This window comes from Mesorhizobium sp. YL-MeA3-2017 (genome assembly GCF_030814575.1).
In the GTDB taxonomy this organism is placed as follows: Bacteria; Pseudomonadota; Alphaproteobacteria; order Rhizobiales; family Rhizobiaceae; genus Mesorhizobium; species Mesorhizobium terrae.
Window position 1 is genome coordinate 5,162,965 of sequence record NZ_JAUSVH010000001.1, and the last position, 16,084, is coordinate 5,179,048.

The window sequence follows — 16,084 nt, forward strand, 5'->3', positions numbered from 1 at the left end:
GCGTCACGCTGGCTGGGTGAGGCGGGCCTGACCTGAAATAGGTCGGACCCGCCGGAAGTCAGGTATCTTGTTACCAGGTACCGGTGTTCGGCATCGAGGCCCAGGGTTCGGCCTTGCCCTTGGCCGGCCCCTTCTGCAGCAACTCGATCGAGATGCCGTCGGGCGACTTGATGAAGGCCATGTTGCCGTCGCGCGGCGGGCGATTGATGGTCACGCCCTTGTCCATCAGCTGCTGGCAGGTGGCGTAGATGTCGTCGACCTCGTAGGCGAGATGGCCGAAGTTGCGGCCGCCCTTGTAGTCTTCGGGATCCCAATTGTAGGTCAGCTCGACCAATGGCGCGCGCGCCTCGACGCCGCTTGCCTCGTCTTCGGATGCCGCCAGGAAGATCAGCGTGAAGCGGCCCTGCTCGTTTTCGTAGCGGCGCACTTCCTTCAAACCCAGCTTGTTGCAGTAGAAGTCGAGGGATTGTTCGACATTGGCCACACGGACCATCGTGTGCAGATAGCGCATATTCGTCTCCAAGCTTGGGGTGTGGCGCACCATAGGGGTCGTGAGGATACCCCGCAACGTAGAAAAACAACGCGACGGCAGTCGGCAAACAACGTTTGTGGTGGAGATTGAATGAGCCGGTGAAAAAAGGCACGTCAGCTCTTGCACACCCCGGAAGCCGCAGTGTTAATCTCATGTAAAGAATCAGTTGATGCAGTTTCGGAGAAAGGGGGCGTTCTGATGGGGGAAAAAGCCTCTCTGATCGGGCGGGGTGCGCTTCTAGGCGACACCGCCGGGCTCGACGAGATCGGTGAAACGGCGGACCTTTTGGAGGTCTCCGGCGCCATCAAATGGTTCGACGTTGCCAAGGGTTATGGCTTCATTCTTCCCGACGAAGGCGATTCCGGCGATATCCTCCTGCATGTGACCTGCCTGCGCCGCGACGGTTTCCAGACCGCGCTCGAAGGCGCGCGGGTGGTCTGCCTGGTCAAGCAGGGCGATCGCGGACTGCAGGCGTTCCGCGTCCTGTCGATGGATATCTCGACGGCGGTGCATCCTGCGGAGATGCAGGAACAGCGCACCCATGTCGCGGTTACGCCCGAGAGCGGGCTGGAGCGGGCCCTGGTCAAGTGGTTCAACCGCACCAAGGGATTTGGCTTCCTGACGCGCGGCGAAGGCACCGAGGACATCTTCATCCATATGGAGACGTTGCGCCGCTACGGTGTCACCGAATTGCGGCCGGGCCAGGTGGTTCTGGTGCGCTATGGCCGGGGCGACAAGGGGCTGATGGCCGCCGAAGTCCATCCCGATGTGGGAACCCTGCCGGTAGCGCATTAAGCGCACCGCATTCCCAAAGCGATGGCCGCCGGAAGGCGGCCTTTTGTTTATCCGCCCATGTGTTTATCCGCCATGCGCCGTTTTCCCGCCGTCGATGACGAGCGAGGCACCGGTCATGTAGGGGTGGTCGTTCGAGGCAAGCACCAGCGCGAATGCCGCGATCTCGTCGGCGGTGGCCATGCGGCCAAGGCCGGGCACGTTCGACTTCGCCCATTGCGCGGCCGCGACTTTCCAGGCGGCGTCGGGAATTGCCTCCATGCCGGCGACGCGCCGCACCAGTTCGGTGTCGGTCGTGCCCGGCAGCAGCGCGTTCACCCGGATGTTGTGGGCGGCATAGTCGAGCGCGGCGGCCTGGACCAGCCCGACCAGCGCGCGCTTGCTGGCTGTGTAGGCGGCACGCTTCGCGCTGGTGGCGATGGCGTTGGACGACGAGGTCACGACGATGGTACCGCCGCCCACCGCCATCATATGCGGGAGCTGGTATTTCATGGCCAGGAACACACCGCGCAGATTGGTGTTCACCACCCGGTCCCATTCGTCGGCGCTATATTCGTGCAGCGTCTTTTCCAGCGTGATGCCGGCATTGTTGAACGCCACGTCGAGGCGGCCGTAGCGGTCGACGACCTTGGCGATGAAGGCGCTCACGTCCTCTTCCTTCAGCACGTCGGCGGGCACATAAAATGCATCGCCGCCGGCCGCCTTGATCTCGTCTTCGACCTGTTGGCCGAGATGCTGGCGCCGGCCGCAGAAGCCGACCTTGCCGCCCTCGCGCGCAAAGGCGATCGCGGCGGAGCGGCCGATGCCCGATGTGGCGCCGGTGACGACGACGACCTTGCCTTCGAAGCGCCGGCCTTCGATGCGTGGCGGAGGCGGCGGGCTGGACGATTGGCCAAGCACCACGCCGCCGGACAGGCCGAGCGCCAGCCCGGCGCCCACGCCCACTGCCGCCGTGCCCAATATGCGCCGTCGCGAGGGTTTGCCGGTGTCTTGCGTCATTGTTTTCTCCTTTTGCGGGCGCTGACGTAAGTTCGTTCAGCGCATGTGTGGCCGTTCATCGGCGGCGATCATGGTGCAATCTCCCTTCTCCCCTTGCGGGAGAAGGTGGCCGAGCGCGGCGGCGCAGCCGCCGTAAGCGAGGTCGGACGAGGGGTGCTGGACGGAGTGCGCCCGTGCCAATGCCTCCCCTGAGATCAAGGTGTCCGACCCGCATCGCGTCGTTTCTTCCAACACCCCTCATCCGGCTTGGCGCGTGATGCGGTAGACGGCGGCCGGCGGCACGTTGCGCAGGGTCCTGCCGACCCGCTCGGCCTTGAGGTTGAGCTGCTCAAGTACGGACGGCGCAACCGGGCAGCGCGGTCCGTAGGTGAACTGGTAGAAGGCCGCCTCGGGTCGTAGCCACCGGAACGAACCGGCGAGGATCGCCGTCACCTTGGGCGGCGGCATCGACAGGAGCGGCAACCCGCTTATCGCGGCGCCAGCCATCGCGGCGTCGAACAGCGGTGACTGGCCGATCGCGGCGGCATCGATTTCCAGCACCCTTGCATCTGGGAAACGCAGCCGCAGCAATCTGGCGAAATCCCCGCCGAGCTCGACGAGGGTGAGGTCGCTTTCGACCACCTGCCGCCTGATGAGTGCGCGGGTGAAGACGCCGGTGCCGGGCCCGAGTTCCAGCACCGGTCCCGTCGCGCCGGAGATCTCGCTGGTGATCAGATCGGCCAATGCCTGGCTGGACGGCGTCACCGAAGCCACCCGCAAGGGAGCCGATATCCAGGCGAGAAAGAAGGCGAGTGCGTCGGCCGACATGGCTGATCTCCGGTAGTGTGCCGGCGCCCAACGCGCGGCAAACCCGAAGGTAGGTCTCTTGAAACTGTCCGAGAATACGACATAAACTACATGTACTATGCATTCAGGCTTCATAATTACTCGCGATCAGCTGGACGGTGTGGTTGCGTTCCTGCGCGTCGCCGAATTGCGTTCCTTTCGCGCCGCCGCGCAGGAACTCAGCCTTTCGCCATCGGCGCTGAGCCAGATCGTGCGCGCGCTGGAGGCCCGCATCGGCGTAACGCTTTTGACGCGCACCACCCGCAGTGTCGGGCTCACCGAAGCAGGAGAGCGCTTCGTCGATCACGCCCGCCCGGCGCTGGACCGGCTGATGTTGGGTTTCGAGGCCGCGCAGGCGCTGGGCGCCGAAGTGACCGGCCTGCTGCGCATCACCGTGCCGCGCCCGCTATTGCCGTTGCTGGCCGACGAGTTGCTGTCGGAATTCTGCGGCCGCTATCCGGCGCTGGAAGTCGAACTGTTCGCCGAGAACGCGCTGACCGATATCGTCGGCGAGGGTTTTGATGCGGGCGTGCGGCTGGGTGAGCTTGTCGAGGCCGACATGGTGGCGATGCGGCTGACGCCTTCCTTCCGCTTCGTCGTTGTCGGCGCTCCGCACTATTTTGCCCGCCACGGCCGGCCGCAGCGACCGGCCGACCTGCAGCTTCACCGCTGCATCCGTTCGCGCCGCGCCTCGCGACGCGCGATCTATCGCTGGGAGTTCATCGAGGATGGCCGCGACATCGAGGTCTCGGTCGACGGTCCGCTGATCGTCAATGATGGGGACTTGAACATCGCCGCCGCCATCAAGGGGCTTGGACTGGCCTATGCGCCGGAGCCGCTCGTCATGCCGCTGGTGCGCAAGGGGGAGCTTGAAGTGGTCCTCGAAAAATACGCGCCCGATTCACCTGGATTGTTCCTTTATTACCCCAGCCGCTCCCAGATGCTGCCCAAGCTGCGCGCCTTCGTCGACTTTGCGCGCGAGCGCGTGCGTGCCCGTTTCGCGAGATTGATGGCATGACGGTTGCCGGCTTGGCTTTGCCTGTTCGGCATGCTCCAACAGGCGTCGTCACGATTCCGGCCGCTTTGCATGGGTCGATGGGCGAAGCTGATGTGAGGCCGCGATGGTTCGATTGAATGCCGTGAAGGAAGCCAGACCTTCGCTTGCCGCCGTTGCCATGTTGGCGGCGCTGGTCGCCATCTGCCTCAGCCTGTTCGTGCTCTCGCCGGCCACCGCCGAGAACCAGGCGATGATGCTGCCGGTCGATGCAGCGCCTTTGGTCGCGGTCACCGCCAAGGGCGACCGCGCCTTCCAGATCGAGATCGCCGACACCGAGGACGAACGCGAGGCGGGACTGATGTTCCGGCAGACCATGCCGGACGACCGCGGCATGTTGTTCGTGTTCGATCAGACCGAGGGCGTCGGTTTCTGGATGAAGAACACGCCGATGCCGCTCGACCTGATCTTCATCGGCGAGGATGGCCGCATCAGCGCCATCCGCAAGGGCGAGCCGCAGTCGGAGGCCGTCATCGCCCCTGACGCCCCCGTGCGTTTCGTGCTCGAGCTGAAAGCCGGTACCGCGGCTCGCCAAGGCATCGCCGAGGGCGACCTGATCAAGCACCCGGCCGTCCAGGCCGTTTCCGGCACCAAGTGAAGAGAGCGGGACCACGCCATGCAATCCTTCAGCCATGAAGGCTTCGACCTTGCTTTCCTCGACCGCCAGCCCGCCTCGGGCAGCGGCGACCCGGTGCTGATGATCCACGGTTTCGCCTCCAGCCATTATGTGAACTGGGTGGCGCCGGGCTGGTTCAAGACGCTCAACGATGCCGGCTACCGCGCCATCGCCTTCGATCATCGCGGCCATGGCGCGTCGACCAAGACTTATGACGGCGCCGATTACACGCCCGACAAGATGGCGTCGGACGCGGCGGCGCTGCTCGACCATCTCGGCATCGAGCGCGCCCATGTGATGGGCTATTCGATGGGCGCGCGGGTGTCAGCCTTCCTGGCGCTGTCGGAACCTGGCAAGGTGGCGACGCTGGTACTTGGCGGGCTGGGCATCGGGCTGGTCGACGGTGTCGGCGACTGGGACCCGATCGCCGAGGCGCTGCTCGCAGACGAAGCAGCAGCTATCACCCATGCGCGCGGCCGCATGTTCCGCGCCTTCGCCGACCAGACCAAAAGCGACCGTGAGGCCCTTGCCGCCTGCATCATCGGCTCGCGTGACGAATTGTCGGAGGACCAGGTGGCGCGCATCGCCCAGCCGACGCTGATCGCCGTCGGCACCACCGACGACATCGCCGGCTCGCCGGACGAACTGGCCGCACTCATGCCCAACGCCACGGCTTTCCACATCGAAGGCCGCGACCACATGCTTTCGGTCGGCGACCGCACCTTCAAGAAGCGCGTGCTGGAATTCTATTCCGAACATCCGCTCTGAGCTCTTCAGCAGCGCGATGGTCGAACTCCTCGTCACCTATCTCGACATGACGGCGCCGCCATCGGGGCCAGCGCTGGCCAGTCCTGTTGCCACGGCCACGATCGGCCGCGAAAACCTCTCGCTGGCTGCCTATCTCGATCTTTATCGCGCCGTCGGCGAACCTCTGGATTGGGACCAGCGGCTGCGCATGCCGGCCGCCGAACTCTCGGCCCTGCTTGCCCATCCGTCGACATGGCTCAATGTCCTGCGCGTCGATGGCACCGCCGCCGGCTTCTGCGAATTCAACGGCGTCGGCGAACCGGTCGTGGAGCTGGTTCACTTCGGCCTGGTCGCGGCCTTCCAGGGCAGGCGGCTCGGACCCTATCTGCTAGACAGTTCGTTGCGCGCCGTATGGGCGACGCGGCCGCAGCGCGTGTGGCTGCACACCGACACCAACGATCATCCGAAGGCGCTGTCGGTCTACCAGCGAGCGGGTTTTACCGTCCGCGAACGGCGGATGGAAAATTTCCCCGATTAGGGGCGAGGGCCAAGCCTCAACGCCTCGATCGAGCGCTTCAGATTTTCCCGCGCCTGGCGCTCGAGGCGATCGCGGAAAATCTCGGTGTGGAAGATATGGTCGCGCTCGACGAAGGTCTTCAGCACCGCGCCGCGGCCCGCCACCCAAAGCGGCTCATCCACCCAGGCATATTCGCGCCGCACCGCCGCCTCATAGGCATCGAACACGGGCGGCGCAGCTCCCAGGATCGACAGGTCCATGTCGAGCAGCAGCGCCGCGTCGCGCCGGGCGGGCGCGGGGTCGAGAGCCGGAACCGTATGGGTAGCTGTCGCCTCGATCATTGCGACGATGCGGCCGATGCGCTGCGCGTTGGTTCGCCCGTCCAGTTTCTCGGCGGCGAGCACGGCACTTTGCGCCTCGTTGTCCTTGGCGCGGCTGTCATAGATCGCGTCATGGAACCAGATCGCCGCTTCGACCGCCTCGGGATCGGAGAATGCAGCCCGGTGTTCGTCAAGCAGCCGCAGCAGCGCCTCGATATGGGCGATGCCGTGATAGTGGCGGTCGGCGGTGCGGTAGAGGGCCGAGAGCTCGGCCTTCATCTCATGCGTGAGAAGCGGCGGTTTCATTGTCCGGTGAACTCCGGCCGGCGCCGTGCCTTGAAGGCGGCGCGACCTTCGGCATAGTCGGTGCTGGCGAAGGTAAGGTCTCCGGCCGCGCGGGCGCGTTCTGCGTCCGCAAGGTCGCCGCTCAACTCGGCGTTGATCGCCAGTTTCGAGGCCTGCACGGAAAGCGGCGCGTTGGCGGCGATCGTCGTGGCAATGGCCATCGCGCGTGGTTCAAGCTCGTCGGCGGCGACGATTTCGAGCAGCAAGCCGGCCTCAAGTGCTGCGCGCGCATCGATGCGCTCGCCGGTGAAGGCAAGATAGCGGGCCATCTGCTGGCCGGCCGCGCCGACAATGTCGCGCATGGCATCCTGCGGATAGGCGAGACCGAGCTTCGCCGCCGGCACGGCGAAGAGCGCATCGGGCGCTGCTACCCTGAGATCGGCGGCCGCGGCAAGGCCGAAGCCGCCGCCGAAACACACGCCCTTGAGCGCCGCGATCACCGGCGGGCGGGCATTGCGCACCGCCGCGAAGGCGGCCGAATTGGCCGCCTCGTAGTGACGGGCATTGTCGCCGCCGCGCAGCGTGTCGAATTCGGCGATGTCGGCACCGGCGGAAAAATCAGCGCCTTCGCTGCTCAGGATAATGGCCCGCACCGATGCATCGGCCGACAGCGCCTCGAAGGTGGCGGCCAGCGCTTGCCACATGGCGAAGGTGATGGCGTTCTTCTTCCGCGGGCGGTTGATGCGCACAGAGGCCACGTTGTCGGCGACCTTCACGATCAAGGGTTCGTTTTCCATCGCCGGTTGAAAATCCGCGTGCCAAATCCAATTGAAGATGCACTAAGGAAAATTGAGTTCACCCGTGCTATGATATGGCTTATAGCAGCGGCCGGATAAGACAAGCCTGCCCTTGGAGACTATCCATGAACAGCATCAGCATCGCCCGTCCGAGCGCCTTGCAGCCTGTCGATCCGATCTGGCGGGCGATCCGCGACGAGGCCATGGAGGCTGTGAACCGCGACCCGCTGCTGGCCGCATTCCTCTATTCCACCATCCTCAACCAGGACAGCCTGGAGGATGCGGTGATCCATCGGCTGGCCGAACGGCTTGCCCATCAGGATGTCGGCGCTGACCTGATCCGCCAGACCTTCAAGGCGATGCTGACCGACGATCCCTCGTGGTCGAGCGTCGTGCGGGTCGACATCCAGGCCTATTTCGACCGCGATCCGGCCTGCGACCGCTTCATCATGCCTGTGCTTTATTTCAAGGGCTTCCACGCCATCCAGACGCACCGGCTGGCGCACTGGCTATGGAACCATGGCCGCAAGGATTTCGCGCTCTATCTGCAGAGCCGCTCCTCCTCGGTGTTCCAGACCGATATCAACCCGGCCGCCCGCATCGGCAAGGGCATCTTCCTCGACCACGCCACCGGCTTCGTCGTTGGCGAGACGGCGGTGATCGAGGACGACGTCTCGATCCTGCACGCCGTGACGCTGGGCGGCACCGGCAAGGCCGGCGGTGACCGTCACCCCAAGATCCGCCACGGCGTGCTCATCGGCGCCGGTGCCAAGATCCTCGGCAATATCGAGATCGGCCATTGCTCGAAGGTGGCGGCCGGTTCGGTCGTGCTGTCGGCGGTGCCCCACAACAAGACGGTCGCCGGCGTTCCGGCCCGTGTCGTCGGCGAGACCGGCTGCGACCAGCCTTCGCGCCAGATGGACCAGCTGCTGCCGTCGCAGTCGATGGAGCATGTCGTTTCGTTCGACATCTGAAGTGTTTTCTCCTCTCCCCGTTTACGGGGAGAGGATGCCGGCAGGCAGGTGAGGGGCGGGAACAATCGCCGAAGACTTGCGCAGCCCCTCATCCGGCCCTTCGGGCCACCTTCTCCCCGTAAACAGGGAGAAGGAAGACAGCGTCGACCCGATTGCCTTTACATCGCCATCCTTGCCATGTCAGAAGCGCTGGACGCCGTGTGCGCCGGATGGTGCCAGGCAGCCATTTCCTAGCGGAGAAAGCCGTTGAAACCCGACGAAATCAGAAAACTCGACGCCTATTTCAAGCGTGTCTTCCAGAACCCAAGGCTGGAAGTGAAGGCGCGTCCGCGCAAGGAAGATTCGGCTGAACTCTATCTCGGCGACGAGTTCCTCGGCCTCGTCTACAAGGATGAGGAAGAAGGCGACTACAATTTCTCGATGGCGATCCTCGACATCGATCTCGCCTGATCAGGGCATCGCACTATCTTTGGAGCGCCGCACGTCCAAAGGGACGCGCGGCGCTCTAAATGTTTTTGAAGCTGTGCGCCGCCACCTACTTCTTCGGCGCGACGCCCGTTTTCAGGCCATGCGCCGCAAAGGCCAGAACGGCGGCGTCCAGCGCCTGCCAGTCGGCCAGGAACTCCTTCGGAAAACGGTAGGTGAGGCTGAGCCTCTCGCCGACGAGCACGTCCCGCTCGCAAGGCGCCAGCGACTGTTCGGCGCTCGGCCCGACAAGGCAGCGCGCGACGAACGGGTCCTTGCCCGGCCGCTCGGCCACCGCCAGCATTTCATTCAGATAGCCCGATTTTTCGTTGAAGCCGTAAAGCGTGATGCCGCCCGGGCCCGGCGTTCCTGGCTTGGCGATCAGCGAACTGTAGATCGGCCCGAAGCGGCCGCTCATGTCGCGCGACATCGACTGTTCCTCGAAGGTGAGGAACAGGATGGTCCTGTTGCCGCTGGCATTGTTGAATTCGTCGCGGGCGGCGGCGCTGTAGCCGTCCATCCTGGGATAACGCACATAAAGATCGAGCCGCTCGGCCACGCCGTTGCGCCGTGCCTTGTCGAAGCGGATGACATTGTCGGGCATGGCCAGCACATTGTTGCCGATGACGATTTCGTGCACCGTCGTCGCATCGGAATAGCCACCCATGGCGATGGAGCGGCCGTACCATTTTCCAGCGACGCTGATGGTGGCCGACAACAGCGCGACAATGGCGAAGCCGTAGAGAACCTTCATCATCAGCGTCGAATCGACAACCGTGAATTCATGACTGTCGGCGACGGGCTTGCTCATGCGGGGCTCGACGATTGCGGGTTTCGGATGGTCGCGACGCGCGATTCCGGCAGGCTGAGTATCCGGTTGGACTGTGCGGAATTATGGTAAATGGACCGTAAAGGGCGGCGCCGATGCTTGTCATCGAAGCCGGCGTTCCTCTACTGTCCGCCCGATCCGAATGGAAAGCTCAGGAAGAACAATGCCGCTCTATGCACTGGACGGAAAGGCGCCGCGCTTCGTCGATGCCGACAGCAATTGGGTCGCGCCGGATGCCACGGTGATCGGCGATGTCCGCCTCGGTCGCAACGCCGGCATCTGGTTCGGCGTGGTCATCCGGGGAGACAACGAGCCGATCACGATCGGCGACGACACCAATGTGCAGGAACACACCGTCATGCACACCGATATCGGTTTTCCGCTGACCATCGGCGCCGGTTGCACCATCGGCCACCGGGCCATGCTGCATGGCTGCACGATCGGCGACAACAGCCTGATCGGCATGGGTGCCATCGTTCTCAACGGCGCCAGGATCGGCAAGAACTGCCTGGTCGGCGCCGGCGCCCTGGTGACCGAAGGCAAAGAGTTTCCAGACAATTCGCTGATCGTCGGTTCGCCCGCCCGCGTGGTGCGCAGCCTGGATGACGGCGCAGTCGCCGGGCTGCGCGGCTCGGCCGCACACTATGTCGCCAACGGCAAGCGCTTCAAGGATGGCCTGAAACAGCTTTGAGCGGGCACGTTCCCGTGCCAGCCTCAAAAAAGGCGGAGCCGGCCCGGGGACTGGGCCGGCTCCTTTACCCGGTCTTCGGGGACGGGGAGGGTAGGGACTCGACCGGGTATTCGCTGCTCCACGAAGCGATGGGAGGCCTTGTTGTGGCCTCCCTGTGCCTCAGCGGACGCTGGCGACCGCGTCGGCGCGGCCGTCGGTGATCGTCACCCAAACGCCCGAATTCACTTCGGACTGGCGCTTGAGATAGGTGTAGGGGGTCTCGCTCCACAGCTTGACCTTGGGCTGCAGATTGTCGAGCACGAAGTCGCCCATCGAGGTACGCACGGTAAGCACGGCATGGCCGTCGCCATTCGGCTGGCGGGCAACGGTGATCAAGAGGTCGCCGGCCGGCACGCCCATCGCCATCAGCTCGCGGCGCTTCTCCATCGCATAGTCCTCGCAGTCGCCGTAGCCGTTGTCCGGGTAGGACCAATATTCCTCGACACCGTAGTTCTCGAGATCGGTGCGCGGCTTGATGCGGGTGTTGACCGAATTGTTGACCTGGATGATCTCGGCCCACAGCGGACGGCTGAGCTCAATCGGCGCGCCCTTTGGCGTGCGCTCGTTGCATTCCTGTGGCAGGCGCTGGCAAAGGTCGTAGTGGCCAACCGGCTGCGTGGTACGATCGCTGGTCGGCATGAACTTGGCACCGGCCTCGGCAGTGCCCAGAGCGCCGAACAGAAGCGCCGCCGCCAGAAGCAGTTTGCCCGTCAGTCCCGTCATTTTGCAGTCTCCCCGTTTGCGAGGATAATGACAGGGTCGAATTTATTTGACGCAAAATCGGGGAGTAGATATTGAGTAAAACATAGAATGAATTGAATTCAACATTGAATTGAATAAGTATAAAATAGTTACGATTTTTGTTGGAAATTGTTAACCATGTGAAGCTCGCGGAAACCGTGCTTCCGTTGAAGGGGCGTTTGGCGCGCAATCCGCGATAATGGACGCCGTCTGCTCACCGTCGCGGGTCAGAGCCGCGATGTTGAAATCCGCCAAACGTGGCACGTCAGCCTGCCAGGCTGGGGCGACTTCATCAGCAACATTGCAAGTTTTGATTTGCCGTCGCCAAGTTTTTACCACTTGCGGTCGGTTCGACTAAGGTCGAATATTGGCAAATGAAGGACAAAGCCTAACAACGGTCTGGTTCCGGTGAGATAATGGCTGTTCTGCAAGGCGATGGCCTCCTGCGCAGTGTTTTGGACCGGGCCGCGGTCGGCATGGCGCTACTCGACGAGGCTGGACATTGCCTCTATGCCAACAGCGCTTTTGGCGCGCTTTTCGGTTTCGAAACGCAAGAAAGTATCGACCAAACGCTTGCGGCCATCACCCATCCTGATGATCGCGGCAAGCTGGGCTCGTCTGTGGAGGCGGGCGAAGGTATCGAACGGCGCTATGTTCGCAAGGACGGCACCGCTTTCCACGGCCTCACCAGCATCTCGGCCTTGGGCGAGGCGGCCGCCGGCACGCCGTTCCGTTTCGTTTTGCAGATCGTCGACATCGAAGCCCAGAAGCAGGCCGAACTGCAGCTCGCCGAAAACGAATGGCGCTGGAACAATGCGCTGCTGGGCTCCGAGCAGGCGGTTTGGGACACCGACGTCCTCACCGGACGGATATGGATATCGCCCCAGATCAGGACGATGATCGGTCTCGAGCCCGGCGACGTCGAGATCGACGAAGCCGAATGGGCGCAAAGAATATATCCCGACGATCGCGATCGCGTGCATGACGCGGTCAAGAACATCGTTACCGGCCGGTCATCCACATTCGAGGAAGTTTATCGGCTCCGGCACGAGAACGGGCAGGCGGTCTGGATTCATGCGCGCGGCAAGGTGGTGCGGCGTTCGGCCGAAGGCAAGGCGCTGCGCTTCGTCGGCACCGTCACCGACATCACGCACCAGAAGGAGATGGAGGCCCAGCTTGCGACGGCCTCCGAATTGCTGGAGGTGGCGCTTGAGGTTGGCGGCATCGGCATCTTCCATGTCGATTATCCGAGCGGCAACCGTCACTGGGATGCGCGCACCCATGAATTGCACGGGGTAACGCCGCAGACATTCGACGGTTCGGTCGAAGCGTTCAACGCACTGCTCAGTCCCGAGGACGCCGCCAAGACCAAACGCACCCGCGAAGCGGCCTTCAAGGCGGGCAAGTCCGGCTACCAGCTCGACTACCGTATATTCCTGCCGCGAAAGAAGGCCTACAGGCACATCCGCGTTTCGGTGCGGCTGATCCGTCGCTCGGATGGCACTGTCGAACGCGCGATCGGCGCGTGTTGGGACGTCACCCAGGATGTCGAGCGCAACGCGGAACTGCGCGATACGCTGGCGCAACTTGCAAGCGTGACGGAGCGGCTGCAGCTTGCCCTGGAGGCCGGCGAGGTGGGCACCTATGATGTCGACCACACCACGGGTCTGCGCACCTGGGACGAGCGCACATTGGCGCTCCATGGCGTGGCGGCCGGCGAGTTCGATGGCTCGCGGGAAGCCTATCATCGCCTCATCCACCCGGACGATCTGCAGCGGCTTCGACAGAGCTTGAGCACGTTCGCGGCATCCGGGGACATGTTCCAGTGGATCGAATACCGGGTCGTTCATCCGCGCTCGGGCGAGGTTCATCACATTCGCGCCGCGACCAAGGCCATCCGCAAACCCGACGGCACCGTCCACCGCTTTGTCGGCGTCTGCTGGGATGTCACCGAGCAGGTCCAGCGCACGAAGCAGCTCCACGACACGTTGACCCTGTTGGAAACCGTGATGCGGGGCACACCCGACCTGATCTTCGCCAAGGATCTCGATGGCCGCTACCTCGTCGCGAACAAATCGTACGAAAAGCTGGTCGGTCGGTCGGGCTCCGACCTCATCGGCAAGACGGCGCAGGACCTCTACACCGCCGAAGTCGCGCAACAGATTACCGCCAACGACCGGCAGGTGATGGAAAGCGGCGTCGCCAGCACATTCGAAGAGACGCCGATCAACGAGGGTGTCCGGCGTGTCTTCTCGACGACCAAGGCGCCGCGACGCAACGAGAAGGGCGAGATCGTCGGCATAATCGGCATCGCGCGCGACGTGACCGAAATGAAGGCCGCCGCGGCAGCCTTGCGCAGAAGCGAAATGCGCTGGCAGTTCGCTGTCGACGGCGCCGGCGACGGCATCTGGGACTGGAACCGGGAAACTGATCAGGTCTTCTATTCGCAACGCTGGAAAGCGATGCTGGGTTACGAGGGCGATGAAATCGGTTCAACGGTCAACGAATGGTCGGACCGCGTGCATCCGGAAGACCTGCCCGGTTGCCTCGCGATCATCGAAAAGCATTTCCGCGGCGAGACGCCGGATTTCGCGCTGGAGCATCGGATGCGCGCCAAAGATGGTTCCTGGCGCTGGATCTACGATCGCGGCAAGGTGATCGAGCGTAGCGACGACGGCAAGCCGCTGCGCTGCATCGGTACGCATACCGACGTTACCGAGCGCAAGCGCGTTGAGGCGGCGATCCTTGCGCTGAACCAGCGTTTGCAATTGGCCGTCGAGGCCTCGGAGGCAGGTATTTTCGATCTCGACTTCGCCACCGGGCAGTTTACCTGGGACGAGCGCATGTACGAGCTGTACGAACTGTCGCGCGACGGATTCGACGGCACGCTCGACCATTGGATGACCTTCATCCATCCCGACGATGTGCCCGAAGTGCTTCGTCGCTACGAAGTCGGCGTCCAGGAAACGTCGGTTTTCTCAATGGATCTGCGCATCAGGCAGCAGCGCTCGGGTGCCATGCGCCACATCCGCTCGCTTGCCAAGCTGACACGAGACGACAATGGCGCGCCGCTGCGCGCCGTCGGCATGAACTGGGACATCACCGATCATGTCGAGCTGACGGAGGCGCTGTTCGAGGAGAAGGAGCGGCTGCGCATCACGTTGCATTCCATCGGCGACTCGGTGATCTCGACGGACGCGCAGGCGCGCATCACCTTCATGAACCCGATCGCCGAGGAAATGACCGGCTGGCTGGCCAGCGAAGCCGCCGGCAAGCCGCTGCGCGATGTGTTCAGGATCGTCGACGAGCAGACCGGCGACGCTATCCCGGACCCGGTCGAGACCTGCCTCGACCGGATGCAGCCCTTCTATCTGAGCGACGGCGCGATCCTGATCGCCCGCAATGGCGAGCGCCGCAGCGTTCGCGATTCCGCCGCCCCCGTGCGCACGGCGACCGGCGAGGTCATCGGTGCGGTGCTGGTGTTCCAGGACGTGACCAAGGCACGCACCCTGCAGCAGGCGCTGGAGCACTCCGCCAACCACGACAGCCTGACCGGTCTGCCGAACCGCGCCGCATTCGAACGCGAATTGCGCGTTGCCAATGAAGAGGCGCGCATGCAGCGCCGCGAACATGTGTTGTGCTTCATGGACCTCGACCGCTTCAAGCTGGTGAACGACACCGCCGGCCACGCTGCTGGCGATGCGCTGCTGCGCGAAGTGGCCAATGTGTTGCGCCGTATCTGCCGCACCGACGACATCGCCGCCAGACTCGGCGGCGACGAGTTCGGCCTGCTGCTTTATGATTGCGCCGTCGAACACGGCCAGAAGATCGTCCAGCAGCTTCTGCGTCAGCTGGCGGCGCTCAAATTCGCTTGGGATGAGCGGACCTACCAGGTCGGCGCATCGGTCGGCCTGACGGCAATAGACAGCCAGGGTTTGCGCATCGATGAGTTGATGAGCCAGGCCGACATCGCCTGCTACACGGCCAAGACCGCTGGCCGCAACCAGATCGCCGTCTATGGCGGCGCTGGCAGCGAGGCGCACCGCAACCACCGCCAGGCGCAGGTCGCCGCCGGTATCCGCAACGCCATCGAGGCAAACCGCTTCCGTTTGTTCGCGCAGGAAGTGCGGCACCTGAACGGGAAGATGAACGGCGGCCGCCACTACGAGATTTTGCTCAGAATGCTGGGCGATGACGGCAGCATCGTCGAACCGGCCGCCTTTATCCCGGCGTCGGAACATTACGACCTGATGGGCAATATTGACCGCTGGGTGATCCGCACCACCTTCCAGGACTACGGTCCGCGTCTTGCCGAGGCGACCAACCTGTCCTTCGCCATCAACCTGTCGGCCAATTCGCTCAACGACCCCTTCCTGTGGCCGTTCCTGCAGGAGGAGCTCGATCGCTCCGGGTTGTCGCCGCGCCGGCTGCATTTCGAGATCACCGAGACCGCGGTCATCAACAACCTGACTGCTGCCAAGCAATTCCTGTCCAAGGCGCGCACGGCGGGCTGCGGCGTGATGCTGGACGATTTTGGCACGGGCCTCAGTTCCTTCACCTATCTGCGGCAGTTTCCGGTCAACGGCCTGAAGATCGACGGCGGCTTCATCCGCCAGATGACCGAGAACGATCTCGACAGGGCGATCGTGGAATCGATCAATGCCGTCGGCCATCGGCTGGGCGCGGTCACCGTGGCGGAGCAGGTCGAGGACGAAAAGACGCTGGAACTGGTGCGCGAGATGGGCATCGACCAGGCGCAGGGCTTTGCCATCGCGCTGCCGCAGCCGCTGGAAACGATCTTCTGAGCGTCGAAGATAACCAAGGCTGGCGGTCGACGCGATCCGCCAGGCAAGCCTGTGCC

General features: G+C 63.7%; 16 protein-coding genes. 9 read left to right on the plus strand and 7 right to left on the minus strand.

Features of this window, described 5'->3' with window-relative positions:
* Positions 1 to 70 precede the first annotated feature (70 nt).
* Positions 71 to 511 carry a lactoylglutathione lyase gene (gene gloA / locus QFZ88_RS24370; protein WP_024926574.1) on the minus strand — a complete coding sequence of 147 codons (441 nt, stop codon included), beginning with the start codon at positions 509 to 511 and terminating at the stop codon, positions 71 to 73.
* 219 nt (positions 512 to 730) lie between these two features.
* Between gloA and QFZ88_RS24375 the strand changes: the two genes are divergently transcribed.
* Entirely contained in the window at positions 731 to 1,327 is a 597-nt protein-coding gene (locus tag QFZ88_RS24375; protein ID WP_024926573.1) for a cold-shock protein, read from the plus strand.
* Between the two features lie 63 nt (positions 1,328 to 1,390).
* On the opposite strand, the gene QFZ88_RS24380 is transcribed toward QFZ88_RS24375, so the two are convergent.
* Both QFZ88_RS24380 and QFZ88_RS24385 read right to left on the minus strand, forming a co-directional pair.
* Positions 1,391 to 2,323, minus strand: a complete 933-nt coding sequence (locus QFZ88_RS24380) for an SDR family NAD(P)-dependent oxidoreductase (protein WP_024926572.1) — start codon at positions 2,321 to 2,323, stop codon at positions 1,391 to 1,393.
* A gap of 237 nt (positions 2,324 to 2,560) precedes the next feature.
* Entirely contained in the window at positions 2,561 to 3,130 is a 570-nt protein-coding gene (locus tag QFZ88_RS24385; RefSeq protein ID WP_024926571.1) for a class I SAM-dependent methyltransferase, read from the minus strand.
* Between the two features lie 139 nt (positions 3,131 to 3,269).
* Here QFZ88_RS24385 and QFZ88_RS24390 point away from each other — a divergent pair, with 139 nt between their 5' ends.
* The 4 genes from QFZ88_RS24390 to QFZ88_RS24405 all read left to right on the plus strand — a co-directional run bounded on the left by QFZ88_RS24390 (position 3,270) and on the right by QFZ88_RS24405 (position 6,103).
* A complete protein-coding gene (locus tag QFZ88_RS24390) occupies positions 3,270 to 4,166 on the plus strand; it encodes a LysR family transcriptional regulator (RefSeq protein WP_307419330.1) in 897 nt (298 codons plus the stop codon).
* Between the two features lie 103 nt (positions 4,167 to 4,269).
* Positions 4,270 to 4,800 (plus strand): DUF192 domain-containing protein, encoded by a 531-nt coding sequence (locus tag QFZ88_RS24395; RefSeq protein WP_024926569.1) that lies wholly within the window; start codon positions 4,270 to 4,272, stop codon positions 4,798 to 4,800.
* Positions 4,801 to 4,818: 18 nt separating this feature from the next.
* Positions 4,819 to 5,586, plus strand: a complete 768-nt coding sequence (locus QFZ88_RS24400) for an alpha/beta fold hydrolase (protein WP_024926568.1) — start codon at positions 4,819 to 4,821, stop codon at positions 5,584 to 5,586.
* A 16-nt stretch (positions 5,587 to 5,602) separates the two neighbouring features.
* Positions 5,603 to 6,103 (plus strand): GNAT family N-acetyltransferase, encoded by a 501-nt coding sequence (locus QFZ88_RS24405; RefSeq protein ID WP_024926567.1) that lies wholly within the window; start codon positions 5,603 to 5,605, stop codon positions 6,101 to 6,103.
* Here the strand turns inward: QFZ88_RS24405 and QFZ88_RS24410 are convergent.
* Both QFZ88_RS24410 and QFZ88_RS24415 read right to left on the minus strand, forming a co-directional pair.
* On the minus strand, positions 6,100 to 6,708 hold the full coding sequence (locus QFZ88_RS24410) for a hypothetical protein (RefSeq protein WP_024926566.1): 609 nt from the start codon (positions 6,706 to 6,708) through the stop codon (positions 6,100 to 6,102). The genes QFZ88_RS24405 and QFZ88_RS24410 overlap by 4 nt on opposite strands.
* On the minus strand, positions 6,705 to 7,484 hold the full coding sequence (locus QFZ88_RS24415; protein WP_024927652.1) for an enoyl-CoA hydratase-related protein: 780 nt from the start codon (positions 7,482 to 7,484) through the stop codon (positions 6,705 to 6,707). The genes QFZ88_RS24410 and QFZ88_RS24415 overlap by 4 nt, the downstream gene beginning before the upstream one ends.
* 125 nt (positions 7,485 to 7,609) lie before the next feature.
* Between QFZ88_RS24415 and cysE the strand changes: the two genes are divergently transcribed.
* Both cysE and QFZ88_RS24425 read left to right on the plus strand, forming a co-directional pair.
* Positions 7,610 to 8,458 carry a serine O-acetyltransferase gene (cysE, locus tag QFZ88_RS24420; protein WP_024926564.1) on the plus strand — a complete coding sequence of 283 codons (849 nt, stop codon included), beginning with the start codon at positions 7,610 to 7,612 and terminating at the stop codon, positions 8,456 to 8,458.
* 246 nt (positions 8,459 to 8,704) lie between these two features.
* Positions 8,705 to 8,908, plus strand: a complete 204-nt coding sequence (locus QFZ88_RS24425) for a DUF3126 family protein (RefSeq protein WP_024926563.1) — start codon at positions 8,705 to 8,707, stop codon at positions 8,906 to 8,908.
* 85 nt (positions 8,909 to 8,993) lie between these two features.
* On the opposite strand, the gene QFZ88_RS24430 is transcribed toward QFZ88_RS24425, so the two are convergent.
* On the minus strand, positions 8,994 to 9,734 hold the full coding sequence (locus QFZ88_RS24430) for a hypothetical protein (RefSeq protein ID WP_024926562.1): 741 nt from the start codon (positions 9,732 to 9,734) through the stop codon (positions 8,994 to 8,996).
* A 181-nt stretch (positions 9,735 to 9,915) separates the two neighbouring features.
* Here QFZ88_RS24430 and QFZ88_RS24435 point away from each other — a divergent pair, with 181 nt between their 5' ends.
* On the plus strand, positions 9,916 to 10,443 hold the full coding sequence (locus tag QFZ88_RS24435; protein ID WP_024926561.1) for a gamma carbonic anhydrase family protein: 528 nt from the start codon (positions 9,916 to 9,918) through the stop codon (positions 10,441 to 10,443).
* A gap of 159 nt (positions 10,444 to 10,602) precedes the next feature.
* Here QFZ88_RS24435 and QFZ88_RS24440 read toward each other — a convergent pair whose 3' ends face one another.
* Positions 10,603 to 11,205: a transglutaminase-like cysteine peptidase gene (locus tag QFZ88_RS24440; RefSeq protein ID WP_024926560.1), complete on the minus strand. Its 603-nt coding sequence runs from the start codon at positions 11,203 to 11,205 to the stop codon at positions 10,603 to 10,605.
* Between the two features lie 434 nt (positions 11,206 to 11,639).
* Here QFZ88_RS24440 and QFZ88_RS24445 point away from each other — a divergent pair, with 434 nt between their 5' ends.
* Positions 11,640 to 16,028 (plus strand): PAS domain-containing protein, encoded by a 4,389-nt coding sequence (locus QFZ88_RS24445; RefSeq protein WP_024926559.1) that lies wholly within the window; start codon positions 11,640 to 11,642, stop codon positions 16,026 to 16,028.
* The last annotated feature ends 56 nt before the right edge of the window (positions 16,029 to 16,084 follow it).

Coding starts and splice junctions, on each gene's coding strand:
- gloA (WP_024926574.1), bottom strand. CDS start 511: ATGCGCTATCTGCACACGATGGTCCGTGTGGCCAATGTCGAACAATCC.
- QFZ88_RS24375 (WP_024926573.1), top strand. CDS start 731: ATGGGGGAAAAAGCCTCTCTGATCGGGCGGGGTGCGCTTCTAGGCGAC.
- QFZ88_RS24380 (WP_024926572.1), bottom strand. CDS start 2,323: ATGACGCAAGACACCGGCAAACCCTCGCGACGGCGCATATTGGGCACG.
- QFZ88_RS24385 (WP_024926571.1), bottom strand. CDS start 3,130: ATGTCGGCCGACGCACTCGCCTTCTTTCTCGCCTGGATATCGGCTCCC.
- QFZ88_RS24395 (WP_024926569.1), top strand. CDS start 4,270: ATGGTTCGATTGAATGCCGTGAAGGAAGCCAGACCTTCGCTTGCCGCC.
- QFZ88_RS24400 (WP_024926568.1), top strand. CDS start 4,819: ATGCAATCCTTCAGCCATGAAGGCTTCGACCTTGCTTTCCTCGACCGC.
- QFZ88_RS24405 (WP_024926567.1), top strand. CDS start 5,603: ATGGTCGAACTCCTCGTCACCTATCTCGACATGACGGCGCCGCCATCG.
- QFZ88_RS24410 (WP_024926566.1), bottom strand. CDS start 6,708: ATGAAACCGCCGCTTCTCACGCATGAGATGAAGGCCGAGCTCTCGGCC.
- QFZ88_RS24415 (WP_024927652.1), bottom strand. CDS start 7,484: ATGGAAAACGAACCCTTGATCGTGAAGGTCGCCGACAACGTGGCCTCT.
- cysE (WP_024926564.1), top strand. CDS start 7,610: ATGAACAGCATCAGCATCGCCCGTCCGAGCGCCTTGCAGCCTGTCGAT.
- QFZ88_RS24430 (WP_024926562.1), bottom strand. CDS start 9,734: ATGAGCAAGCCCGTCGCCGACAGTCATGAATTCACGGTTGTCGATTCG.
- QFZ88_RS24435 (WP_024926561.1), top strand. CDS start 9,916: ATGCCGCTCTATGCACTGGACGGAAAGGCGCCGCGCTTCGTCGATGCC.
- QFZ88_RS24440 (WP_024926560.1), bottom strand. CDS start 11,205: ATGACGGGACTGACGGGCAAACTGCTTCTGGCGGCGGCGCTTCTGTTC.
- QFZ88_RS24445 (WP_024926559.1), top strand. CDS start 11,640: ATGGCTGTTCTGCAAGGCGATGGCCTCCTGCGCAGTGTTTTGGACCGG.